10 protein-coding genes and 1 pseudogene are annotated in these 12194 nt (G+C 54.0%); 5 read left to right on the top strand and 6 right to left on the bottom strand.

What is annotated here, in order from left to right; genetic code table 11:
- Positions 1-66: 66 nt before the first annotated feature.
- Positions 67-510, top strand: a complete 444-nt coding sequence (locus B4M48_RS16350; RefSeq protein ID WP_288657230.1) for a DUF4174 domain-containing protein — start codon at positions 67-69, stop codon at positions 508-510.
- Positions 511-569: 59 nt separating this feature from the next.
- Here the strand turns inward: B4M48_RS16350 and B4M48_RS16345 are convergent, their stop codons facing one another.
- From B4M48_RS16345 to relB, 5 genes and pseudogenes are all read right to left on the bottom strand, one after another.
- Complete coding sequence (locus B4M48_RS16345) at positions 570-2630, bottom strand: pyrroloquinoline quinone-dependent dehydrogenase (RefSeq protein WP_414692710.1); 2061 nt, start codon at positions 2628-2630, stop codon at positions 570-572.
- A 49-nt stretch (positions 2631-2679) separates the two neighbouring features.
- Positions 2680-3042, bottom strand: coding sequence for a hypothetical protein (locus B4M48_RS16340; RefSeq protein WP_065648011.1), 363 nt, complete (start codon positions 3040-3042; stop codon positions 2680-2682).
- 813 nt (positions 3043-3855) lie between these two features.
- Complete coding sequence (locus tag B4M48_RS16335) at positions 3856-4161, bottom strand: hypothetical protein (RefSeq protein WP_288657228.1); 306 nt, start codon at positions 4159-4161, stop codon at positions 3856-3858.
- A 127-nt stretch (positions 4162-4288) separates the two neighbouring features.
- Positions 4289-4575: pseudogene (relE, locus tag B4M48_RS16330) on the bottom strand (type II toxin-antitoxin system mRNA interferase RelE).
- The gene (gene relB, locus B4M48_RS16325; RefSeq protein ID WP_288657226.1) at positions 4575-4814 is read right to left on the bottom strand and encodes a type II toxin-antitoxin system antitoxin RelB; all 240 of its coding nucleotides are present in this window, start codon (positions 4812-4814) and stop codon (positions 4575-4577) included. Before relB ends, relE begins: the two are co-directional and overlap by 1 nt.
- Positions 4815-5400: 586 nt before the next feature.
- On the opposite strand from relB, the gene B4M48_RS16320 reads away from it, so the two are divergent.
- The 4 genes from B4M48_RS16320 to B4M48_RS16305 all read left to right on the top strand — a co-directional run bounded on the left by B4M48_RS16320 (position 5401) and on the right by B4M48_RS16305 (position 11081).
- Entirely contained in the window at positions 5401-6429 is a 1029-nt protein-coding gene (locus B4M48_RS16320; protein WP_288657224.1) for a tyrosine-type recombinase/integrase, read from the top strand.
- A 70-nt stretch (positions 6430-6499) separates the two neighbouring features.
- Positions 6500-6883, top strand: a complete 384-nt coding sequence (locus B4M48_RS16315; RefSeq protein ID WP_104085939.1) for a lysozyme inhibitor LprI family protein — start codon at positions 6500-6502, stop codon at positions 6881-6883.
- Between the two features lie 323 nt (positions 6884-7206).
- Entirely contained in the window at positions 7207-9303 is a 2097-nt protein-coding gene (locus B4M48_RS16310; protein WP_288657421.1) for a putative bifunctional diguanylate cyclase/phosphodiesterase, read from the top strand.
- Positions 9297-11081 (top strand): EAL domain-containing protein, encoded by a 1785-nt coding sequence (locus B4M48_RS16305; protein WP_288657223.1) that lies wholly within the window; start codon positions 9297-9299, stop codon positions 11079-11081. Before B4M48_RS16310 ends, B4M48_RS16305 begins: the two co-directional genes overlap by 7 nt.
- A gap of 720 nt (positions 11082-11801) precedes the next feature.
- Here the strand turns inward: B4M48_RS16305 and B4M48_RS16300 are convergent.
- The coding region (locus B4M48_RS16300) for a DUF2931 family protein (RefSeq protein ID WP_288657221.1) at positions 11802-12194 on the bottom strand (393 nt) is incomplete at its 5' end.

Raw genomic sequence — 12194 nt, 5'->3', positions numbered from 1 at the left:
GGTTCTGGCAAGTGGTTAATGCTCTGTCCAGACTTAACCTGTTACTGCCAAAAAGGGGCCTGGCTTATGTCTTCTGCATCGCGATTACGCTCCACCCTCTACGCTGTGCTGTTTACCCTGGCGCTGAACGGTGCGGCGCAGGCTGCCCGCCAGCCAGAACCGCTGTTTCAGACGCTGCAGCCAGCGCAGAATTCGCTGGAGCACTATCGCTGGCATAAGCGGCTGCTTGTGATCTTCGCCCCTTCTGACCGCGATGCGGATTTCATACGGCAAATGGCGCTGTTGCAACAGCAGCAGGATGCGCTCAGGGAGCGTGATATCGTGGTGCTGAGCGATGTCTGCCCGGCGGATAGCGGCGCGCTGCGTGCGCAGCTTAATCCTGCCGGATTTGAAATTGTGCTGGTGGGTAAAGATGGTGGCATGAAACTGCGCGAGACCCGGCCGGTAAGCGCGGAGGCCCTGCTCTTACTGATTGACCGTATGCCGATGCGTCAGGCAGGCCAGAATTAGCGTAATAAAAAAGCGGGGCACTCACAGGCCCCGCTCTGTTTACCGCTGCATATGCAGGATCACTCTTCCGGAAGGGCGTAAACCACAACCTGATCGCCGACCTGATCTTTCAGAATCGTATTACCACCCGCCACAAAGGCGACATACTGACGCCCTTTATACTCATAGACAGACGGGTTAGCAACGGCAGGTGCTTCTACCTGATCGGCCCACAGCTCTTCACCTGTGTCCACGGAGTAGGCGCGGACTTTGGCATCCATTGAGGCACCGATAAAGATCACGCCGCCTGCGGTGACTGCCGGACCACCAATCGTCGGTGAGCCCCAGCTTTCCGGCATAAAGAAGCCGTACTGCTGCGAAGCACCGACCGGACGACGCCACTTCACGTCACCGGTATGCATATCGATCGCCACGATTTCGCCAAACGGCGGCTGCCAGCACGGCATGCCCAGCCAGTTGTTTGCGACCATCAGACGCAGACCATACGGGGCACCTTCCTGAGGTGCAAAACCGCTTTCATTGCCCGAGCCATTATCCGCTTTCTCATAATCTTCACGGCTGTAGAGCTTGATATACTGCACAATGTGCGAGGTGTTGACGATAGCGATCTGCTTCTGCGGATCGAACGCCACGCCACCCCACTGTACGCCGCCAGCGCTGTCAGGATAGGTCAGCACACCTTCGCCTTTGGTTGTAGGCGGCGAATACATGCCATCGTAGCTCAGCTTGTCCCACAGGCGGGAACACTGACCTGCTCCTACGATGTCAGCCAGCTTCCAGATAGCCGGCTTTTTCGACTGATCCAGCAGCGGAGCGGGTTTGGTCGGGAAAGGCTGCGTAGGGGCCAGTTTTTCACCCTGTACTGAACCATCGCCCTGCGGCACCGGGCGCTCTTCAATTGGCCAGACATCTTCACCGGTCAGGCGATTTACCACAAACAGGAAGCCCTGCTTGGTGGCCTGAACCAGCGCCGGGATCTGCTTACCATTTACGGTAATGTCCATCAGCGTCGGCGCAGAGTTGATATCGTAATCCCACACATCGTGATGCACCCACTGGCGCGACCAGACAACTTTACCGGTTTTGATATCCAGCGCGGTCGTTGAGGTCCCCAGCGGAATAGACTCCGTACGGTTGCCGCCCCAGTAATTAGGTGATGGCGAAGAAACAGGCAGATAGACCAGACCGTTGGCCTCATCTGCTGACATGTGAGTCCAGACGTTGGCGGTACCGGTGCGGGCGCGAACGTTTTCCGGAATCGCTTCAAAGGTCCATTCCAGCTTGCCGGTCTGGGCGTTTACGGTAAAGACCGTGCCTGGAGGGGCTTCTGCATATGCCCAGTCTTTACCTGCCCAGCCAATCATTAAATGATCGCCCACAACCGTAGGCGGCTGCAGAATAGAGAGCGGATACTTCGCGTTAACGGTATTCCACTGATCGATGTCTAACACGCCTTTATTGGCAAAGTTTTCGCACGGTTTGCCGGAGTCGGCATCCAGCGCCCAGAGCTTAGCGTCAACGGTGCCCATATAGACAATCTTCTGACACGCTTCGCCTGCTACCGGATTTTTAGACTGCCAGTATGACACGCCGCGGTTTTTCAGGACCGGTTGCGTCAGTGCTTTACGCGGTGATTTGGTATCGTAATGCCACTTCTCTTTACCGGTACCCGGATCGAGCGCAATTAACCGATCGAACGGCGTGCCGACGTAAATAGTCTCATTGGCAAAAATTGGCGTAGCGGACCAGACCGTGGCAGGCGTATCCCCTTTTCCGTCTGAGACATCACCGGTATGAAACTCCCAGATCTTCTTCAGTTTGCTGACGTTTTCCGTCGTGATCTGCTTCAGCGGGCTATATTTCTGTGCGTTCAGCTGACCGTGAAAGCTGTCCCAGGTTGCGCCTGCCGGCACCAGTGGTGTAGCCGGGTTAGCAGCGGATTCCACTTTCTGTCCATCAAGCTTGCCGGTGGATGCATCATCGGTGGTTTTTGTGGTTCCCGCATCCTGCTGATCGGCAGCATCCACATCCAGTTTTTGACGCGCGCCCATCGACGCTTCGGTGGCTTTATCTTCTGCGTGCAGTGAAAATGAACTCACCAGCAGCGCAAGTGCCGTCATACTGACTTTCATCAGCGGCGAATAGTTAGTGTTTTGCACAGGTGACTCCTCAGACTCTGACGCGTTGGGCATGGCGCCCTGTTTGTTTACTCAGCGCGATAAGCCCAATCAGGCCGACCACCATGGCTGCAGTAATGATGTACTGGTGCAGCAGCGCAGCGGAGAAGCCGATACCAAACAGCACCGCCAGCGTCACAACGATCCAGAAAACGCGCGCGCCGCCGGTGCTGCCGCGCAACAGCAGAGTCAGCAGCGCCAGTACCACGCTGGCAATAGCCACACCGAGTGCACCGATGGTGCCGGTTACGCCGGTCAGCGGCGTGAGCCAGGCCCAGAGCGCTACGCCAAAGCCAATAACGGCTGCGATGAGCAGCAATATGCTGCCCAGCCGTGAAGATTGAGAATGCAACATAGCAGGAGATCCCCCTGTTGAAAGACGTCATGTAAACCCACAGGCCGTGCGCAACGCTGAGCACAATAGCCTGCAAAAAAAGATAGCGCCGCTGCCGGATCGGGAGCCAGCAGCTGGTTTATCTAACGCAGTGAGTATAGATGAAGGAAAATAAAGTGCTCAGGTAAACAGGAGATAAATTAGCGCTGAGGCTTAGCTTAATTAATGCAAGATACACCATGCAGGATATTTTAATTTTTTTCTTACAAGCTGCGCGCCCTTAATTGCCCTGATTTGATTCAGGAGTAAATAAAGATAACCGGCCTGAAATTATGGCATGATAGCAGTCATTGTTTTTTATTAAATGGCTAACAGCATTGCTGTCGTGCATATCATATGCTGTTGCTTATGGGGCAGCGTCAGGCACGCAATGACAGGTGCTATTTCCGCAGAAAAGGCTATAAATTAGCGGCGTTAAATGATTGCAGGAGTATTTGGTGGCGGCTAAGGAAAAAGACAGATCGTCGATGTTTAAATAACTGGATTCCATAAAGCACCTAAAATCAATGACATAAATTTAACTTCATCTGAATGTTACTTGTTATTATTTGTCATGAAATGAGTTCAAAGCAATTTTATATCTTTACGCTTTCTTTAATAACACATCACATAATATATGCGCGGTTTCACTTATTAAATATATTTATTTTAAATATCAGGGCTGGTGATAGCTATGCCTGCCGATGAAAACATATTATTTATAAATTAATTATAATGTAAAGCATGAGCATAAAAATCTTTGTCAGAGATTTTATATGCTCATATCGTATGGCATTATTTTGGAAATTTATAGCCTGCCGGACGAGTTGTATCCGCTCTGGAGCGGTTCAGAAAAGCCCTGATTCTGCATTTATCCGCCGCTTCCGGTTTCACTTTCACAGGCACGGTACAGACGTGAAGCCTGTCGCGGCTATCTATCCTGACTTCAAACAGCATGCGATCGTTGTCGGGCACAGGCAAATAGATCACCCGTTCCTGCATTAACTTTGCCTTCAGTTCAGGGGTTAAATAGCCTGAATGCATCAGGGAATTGGCAAAAGACTCAAGTAACTCACTGCCATTAAATGCCGGTTCAGCCATAACAGACTCCTTCTTATCGCATCGGTGATTGTTTTTTCACTACGCCCTGAAGCACGTCGACAGGATAATTGTCAACGCAAAACAGAAGTGTCACCTTCGGTGCGAAACAGAGATTTCATGCTTTGATTCAGAGAATGCGTTTGACCGCCTCGCTATATACTTCCGAGCGTTCTCTTTTCCCAACAGAAATCACGAAGACAACAACTTTCTCGTCTATAACCTGGTATACAAGGCGATAGCCTGAAGACCGGAGCTTAATCTTGTAACAGTCAGGCATACCACGGAGCTTGTTCGCTTCAATCGGGGTGACTCAAGTACTTCAGCCAACTTCTTTTTCAACTGTTCACGTACCGTCGAGCCCAGCTTTCGCCATTCCTTTAGTGCCCGCTCGTCAAAATCCAGTAAATACGCTATCAGAGCTCATCCAGCGTCACGCTTACTGGCTTAGGATTGCGAAGACGCTCTTTCACTATCTCCACGAGTTCAGCGTCTTCATCACTAAGGAGTGTCTGTTTGAACGGCAAACGTTCATTTTCAGCGATATATTCAAGCATGAGGCGAAGCGCTTCAGAGGGAGTAATACCCATTTTTTCAAGCGCGGCGTAAGAACGCGCTTTAAGTTCATCGTCAATACGCAGGTTTATGCTACCCATGTCTTACACCTCTTGTAATTACAAATGTCATTACAATTATTGCACTACAACATGCTTAGGGCAAGTCACGATGGACGTCAGAAAAATAGCTGTAAGAACGCTGATCACAATCCGCTTTGTGCCAGAAGCGGACATTGTCAGTTCAACTGGTGCGAAGAGAGGGCTCTTCGAATATCTAAAATAACCTTAGTAAAAACAGTAACTGTCTCTTTGATCATGAGAAATTCCCCAGAAAATCGCCAGGGAACATTACAGCTTAGCGTTAACATCGACAGGATAAATATAGCGTATAACCGTCACGCTTTTTGATTGGGTTTCCTGATGCATGATCCCGGACAAATTAAATCTGCATATCGGCGCAACAGAGATGTTTTTATAAATTCATATAATACCCATTATATGAGGTTACTTTCATGGCGCTATTCACGTTAAGATAAGTGTCAGAGAATGCAGCCGATCGGGCTCAGCGAGCCGGCCCAATCGTTCAAAATTCAGGCGTCGCTACGTCGATTCTGCAAATACTTGCGGGGTAATCCTCTGCAGAAATCGCGTAGCGCTGCCGTTAATCTGAGCAGAAAGAGTGTATATGAGTGAAATAATTCCGGTTGCAGGTCTTATCGCTGCCGCCGATGAAGAGATAACGCAGCGGCTGAAAGAGTTTGTCAGTGATAAAGATGCTTTTTCTGACAACACGTGGCGTCAGCTGCTGAGCGTGATGCGTAGCTGCAGCCGCTGGGCTACTGAGCATGGCCGCTCATTTTTACCCATGTCTCCTGCCTGCCTGCGGGATTATCTGCTCTGGCTGCAGAGCAGCGGCAGAGCCTCTTCAACTATTGCAACGCACGCCGCGCTAATCTCTATGTTACACCGTAACGCCGGTCTGATGCCGCCTAACAGCGCCCCGCAGGTGTTTCGCGCTATCAAAAAAATCAACCGCACGGCGGTGATTCAGGGGGAACGCGCGGGTCAGGCGGTACCGTTTCGCATAACAGATTTGCTGACGCTGGATAGACTCTGGTCAGCGTCAGAGCGTCTTCAGCAGGTGCGCGATCTCGCTTTTCTGCACGTTGCTTACGCCACGCTGCTGCGTATCAGTGAAGTGGGCCGGTTACGCGTCAGAGATATCACGCGCGCGGCTGACGGACGCATTATCCTTGATGTGGGCTGGACTAAAACTATTGTGATGACCGGCGGCCTGATTAAAGCGCTGGGGGATCTCTCTTCAGAGCGGCTTACGACGTGGCTGCAACTTTCCGGCCTGATTAATGAGCCTGATGCTTATCTTTTTGGCCCGGTTCATCGTACTAACCGCGCCGCAGTCGCGAGCGTAAAACCGCTGTCAACGCGCGCGCTGGAAGATATCTTTGTTCGCGCCTGGCAGCAGGCAGGGCCGGGCAAAGACGCAGCCCCTAATAAAAATCGCTATCGCGGCTGGAGTGGCCACAGTACCCGCGTAGGGGCCGCTATCGATATGGCGGCGAAAAAGTACAGTACTGCGCAGATCATGCAGGAAGGAACGTGGAAAAAGCCGGAAACGGTTATGCGCTATATTCGTCACATCGATGCACATGATGCCGCAATGGTTAATTTTATGGATAACCACTTTTCACGGTAAGATTTTTAGCGCGATGACTGACTACACTGGCAGAGCCACTATCAGCACAATATAAAATGGAGAAGACGTGATGAAAAAGTTCATACTTGGTGCGCTATTAATGCTGCCTGCCGCTGGCACAATGGCAGCAGACTGCGACAAGGCTGAAACACAGATGGAAATGAATGCGTGTGCGGCAGATGCGTACAGTGTCGCTGATAAAGCGCTGAACAGCAGCTATCGTCAGGTGCTGAAGCGGATGAGCGGCGATCAGAAAACGCTGCTTCAGACTGCGCAGCGGCGCTGGATAGCTTATCGCGATGCCGACTGCGATTTTATGACCTCCTCCACGCGCGGCGGCTCGATTCATCCTATGCTGATATCGCAATGCCTGCAGAACAAAACGGAGCAGCGAACCAAAGAGTTGCAGTCGCTGCTTAACTGCGAAGAGGGCGATCTCAGCTGCCCGCGCTAAGAAATAGTTACTTACGGTTGAAAACCGATCCCGCCTGAAGTTCTGGTCTGTCATGCCGATAATGTAGCAACAGGCATATGACGCTATACATCTCCTGTTTGCTGCTATCGGCAGCGTTCTGACAAAAAAAACGCCTGTCTGAGTTAATTCGCTCGGGCAGGTATGCAGGACCTTTCTTCCGGCGACAGGCTATCTGTCTGACTGAACGTGTCCCCACTCTGCTGTGTCAAGCCGGCCACAGCATTCACAACAGGGGACTGACATTGCAACCCACACCTGGCGCCGAAGCGGCGCGCCTTGAGGCGCTGGCACAGTATCAGCTGATGAATACGCCACCTTCTGACGCGCTGGACCGCCTTACCATGCTGGCAGCGCGGCTCTTTCGCGTACCCGTGGCGTTTATTTCGCTGATTGACAGTGAGCGGCAGTTTTTTAAATCGCGTCACGGACTCTCAATCTGCGAAACCTCGCGCAGCGTCGCGTTTTGTCATTTTACCCTTGAACAGGACGATGTACTCTGCGTGCCGGACACCCGCCTGGACGCCCGTTTCAGCCAGAATCCGCTGGTGCTGGGATATCCCCATATTCGCTTCTATGCCGGTATTCCACTTACTACTCCGGGTGGCCACCGCATTGGCACCGTCTGCCTGATCGATACGCAGCCGCGCGCCGCGCTGAACGCAACCGATCGCCGGCATCTGGCCGCTATCGCCTCGCTGGTTATGGACCAGCTGGAAGTGCATCGTCTGGAACTGCTGCGGCACAGCAGTCAGCAGCGGCTTGAGGCGATCTCTTCAACCTCCTCTGATGCCATCATTTGCACCGATATCCGGCAGGGGGTCATATTCTGGAACCCCGCCGCGACCCGGCTGTTTGGCTATAGTGCGCAGGAGATGCTGGGTGAATATGTCGCGAATCTGGTTTCAGAACGCTCACAGACCGCCTACCGTCAGGAGCTGGCGCGCATGATGGCCGATCGGTCAGTTATCTCACAGCCGCGCCGGGTGCAAATCTGGGCCATGCGGCGCAGCGGGCAGGCGTTTCCGGCAGAGGTCTCGTTCTCCGGCTGGCAGGAAGATCGCGAGCGCCTGGTCGGCATGATCATCCGCGATGTTACCGATCGTCATGAAAGTGAAGCGCGGCTGTGTGAACTTGCGTCACTCGATATGCTCACGCGGCTGGCCAGCCGCAGTGCATTTATGGATCAGCTGGAGCAGCTGACGCGGGCGGACGTTCCGTTCACGCTGCTGATGGTCGACCTCGATGGTTTCAAAGAGGTCAACGATATGCTGGGGCATGCGGCGGGCGATGCGCTGCTGTGCCACGTCGCCGGACAAATCCGCACGGTCTGCGCTCAGGCAATCATGGCTGCCCGGCTTGGCGGGGATGAGTTCGTGATTCTGCTGCCCGGAGATAGCCAGGCCGCGCAGCATACCGCACTACAGCTGATAGAGGCGGTGCAGAGTCCCTTTAGCTACCAGGAGACGCCGGTGGTGGTAGGTGCCAGCCTGGGTATCGCTTCCTGGCCGCAGCATGGTCGCGATGCGTCGGCGATGATGTCTGCTGCCGATCTGGCACTCTACCAGGCGAAAGCAGCCGGTAAAGGCTGCAGCGTAGAGTTCGTCCCCGCGTTTCTTGAGGCGGAGCAGCAGCGACGTCGCTTTGAGCGCGAGCTGGAGGTCGCAGTGCGGCAGCACCAGTTTGTGCTCTATTATCAGCCACAGTTTGATGCAACAAGCCATGCGCTTACCGGCTGCGAAGCGCTGCTGCGCTGGCAGCATCCGACGCGCGGCCTCCTGCTGCCTGAGGCATTTATCGGCATGCTGATGAAAAGCTCGCTCTCAATAACGCTGGGTGAATGGGTGCTGCGCAGCGCGCTGCAGCAGGTCATGCTGTGGCAAAAGCGGCATCCGGCGCTGCGCGTCAGCATTAACCTGTTTCCCCGCCAGCTGGATGATATCCGGCTGGACAAACTGCTGCGGGAACTCACCGGCAGCGATGCCAGTTTTGTTGATCTGGAAGTGGATGAGTCGATGCTGACAGCGCTGGTACAGGAAGTGCCGGCGCGCCTGAACGCTATCAGACAAACCGGCGCCAGTTTTATTATCGATCACTATGGCCGCGCGCTGGGTGCCATCAGTTTGCTGCAGCATGAATTTGTCACCGGCCTGAAGCTGGATAAGTCACTGACAGCGCAGCTGACAGAGAGTGGCCGCATCCGCATGATGTTCAGCGCGCTGGCGACGCTGGGAAAAAGCCTGCAGCTCAGGGTGCTGGCTGAAGGGGTGGAAAACAGCGCGCAGCGTATGCTGGTTAACCAGGCAGAATGCGATACGATTCAGGGGCATGCGCTGGGCGAACCGCTGAGTCCGGATGCCTTTCAGCAGCTGCTGCCCGGCAGCGCGGAGGCTCTGTGCTAATCGATTCTGCTGATGATGAGAGCCTACGCCGTCGTGCATTACAGGCGCTGCGCGAACCGGATGAGTGTCGTGACGATGTACTGGGTAAATTTGCCCGGCTGGCCAGTCAGGTGCTGGGGATCCCGGGATGTTTTGTTTCAGTACTGGATGAGCGCGATCAATATATCCGGGCGGCGCGCAATTTTACGCTGAAGCAGACCACGCGCGAAGAGTCGCTCTGCCGCTATGTGGTTGATGATGACAGCCCGATGGTCATCCCGGACACCTGGCTTGACGCCCGTTTTGTCACGCATCGCTTTGTCACCGGCTCCCCCTGGATCCGCTTCTACGCCGGCGTGCCGCTGAAAAATCGTGAAGGTATTGTCTTTGGTACCCTCTGCGTTACCGACGTTGAGCCGCACCCCTTCGGTACGGAGCAGCTGGAGACGCTCCGGCTGCTGGCAAATCTGGTGATCTCCTTCCTGGAGGCGTGGCACGCAGCCGGCTTCACCGACCCGGTTACCGGCCTGCCAAACCGGCAGCGGCTGATCCGCGATCTGCAGCATCTTGCCACGTCTGGCGATATTACGCCCCGGCGTCTGGTGCTGATTGAGTGTGTCGATATGCCGCGCGCCTGGGAGCTGGCGCGTTCAATGGGCGTCGGCCCGGTGGAAAGCCTGCTGAAAGATGTCGCCACGCTGCTGCCGCTGCGCCTGCGCCCGTCGCTGGGCGAACTGCTTTATACGGTCGCAACCGGACGGTTCGCGCTGCTCACCCGCACCAGCAGCCGCCTGAGCGCGGAGTGGATTGCCGGGCGGATGGAAGGAATAAGCGCTGATTTAGGCGAAGGGCTTTCCGTCGCGCTGACCACCCATACCGGTCAGGCAGATTTTACCGCTGGCTGCTTTAGCGGCAGTGAAATTCTGCGCCGAGCGGTCAGCGCGCTGCATGAAGCTATCGGGCGTAACCTGCCTTCCGTGGCATACAGCGCGTCAGCAGAGGTGCAGCACAGCCGCGACTATACCCTGATGCATGAGTTCGCCGCCGCGCTGCGCAGCGAAGGCGGGCTTTATCTGGTTTATCAGCCAAAAATATGTCTGCAAACCGGCGCGCCGATTGGTCTGGAGGCGCTGATCCGCTGGCGTCATCCGGTTCATGGCGAGCTCTCTCCGGTGGCATTTGTCCCGCTGGCGGAGCAGACCGAGCTGCTGCAGGCGATGACCACGTGGGTCATTGACCAGACAATTGCGCGAATGGCGCGACTGCGCAATTACTGTACGCAGCTGCCCGTTACGGTCAATGTCAGCCTCAACGATTTTGCGCGTGAGGAGTTTGCCGCCGTGCTGGAGGAGCAGATGCAGCGCCACCGCCTGCCGACTTCTCTGCTGGGTATTGAGTGTCTGGAAACCGAACGCATTATCGAAAGCCCGATGGCAATGGCCGGGCTGATGCGGCTGAAACAGCGCGGCTTTGGCATTTCGCTGGATGATTTTGGCACCGGCTACAGCAACATCAGCTATCTGCGGCGTATGCCGCTGGATGTCATCAAGCTCGATCGCTCTCTGATCAGCGATCTCTCTTCAGATATGGCATCGCGTATCATCGCCCGCAGCATTATCAGCATGTTGAAAGAGCTGGACTATGTGGTACTGGCAGAAGGGGTCGAGAATGCGGAAACCGTCGATACCCTGACGGAGTATGGCTGCGATCAGGCGCAGGGATACTTCTATGCCAGGCCCATGGCCGATCGGGAACTGGATGCGTGGCTGCTGTGGAAACTGCGTGAACAGTGCCGCTGAGCGAACTGCGCATGATTGGAGAGTAAGCGGAAACTCGCGTTAAGGGGTTTTAGCAATGCAGCCACAAAAAGCTATGCAACAAACAAGGATCTCAGAGAGATCCTTTTTTCGGTAAAAATATCGCCTGTTTCATTGACAGCAGTTTTTCATAGTCCGGGGAAATATTCAGTATATCTTCACAACTGCTATCCGGATAAGTTGCTATCAGATTTCCTGGATAATCTGATGGGTTTAATACAACAACTTTCACCTGATGAACAATCGATTGAAGAGTTATGTATCGTGTACCACTTAGCCTAAAACGCCTGCGCCACTTTTCTGTTCCCGTCTCTTCGCCGAATAACTTTAACCCAGCCATATTGTCCATGTGGCTGGAAGAGTGAGGGAAAAAATTTGTTTTTGGTTTAATCAGCTTTCCGCTAAATACTTTCGGCCGCCCGATTCCGTACTCATCGCTGAGTCCATAATCCCTGAGTCGAAGATATAACTGGTATCGCTAACCTTTTTTCCCTTCACCAGGGGAACATCGTCCGCAATTCTGAAGCTCACCCTCAGTGAGTTCAGCCGCCACTGGCACGAACCGCCGCCCTTCACGCTCCTCCGTAAACGCCGGACATTATCGCTATCAGGTGCACCAAATGGCTGCACGATCGGATTAACGCCGCCTGACCGCCAAAAGCATCGCAAAAGAAGCCTTTAGATTACGCAGCTCTTTGCACCCTACCAGTCGCCATACGGATAGGTTTTTCCCTTGATAAAATCAGGTGTCTTTCCGTAATAAACATACCCGTTAGGATGCTTCGTTACCCCTTTGCATATCAGCATGTCATTCCCTGTCAGGGTGAGCTGCCGGGCAGGTTGCTGGAGTACAGATGGGTTCCCGTTATCCTCAAGCCAGACCCTTACTGTACCGCCGGGAGCCAGACCAACAGCCATTCGGTTCCGGTAGTAAGGTTTACCGGGATGGTAGGCATCAGGAAATGCTGTAGTCATCTGCTGCCACGTCTCCTGTCCAAACCGGATCTCCGTCTCGTATGACCTTTTATCGATAACCGAGTCCCAGCACACCGTCATTCGCACCGGCAGTGCTTTTCCCCGATTAAAATACCCGCC

This window comes from Pantoea sp. UBA6567 (assembly GCF_002434165.1).
GTDB classification, from domain to species: Bacteria; Pseudomonadota; Gammaproteobacteria; order Enterobacterales; family Enterobacteriaceae; genus Pantoea; species Pantoea eucrina.
Note: the sequence above shows the minus strand (reverse complement) of the source record. Positions and strands in the feature narration are given on the sequence as shown.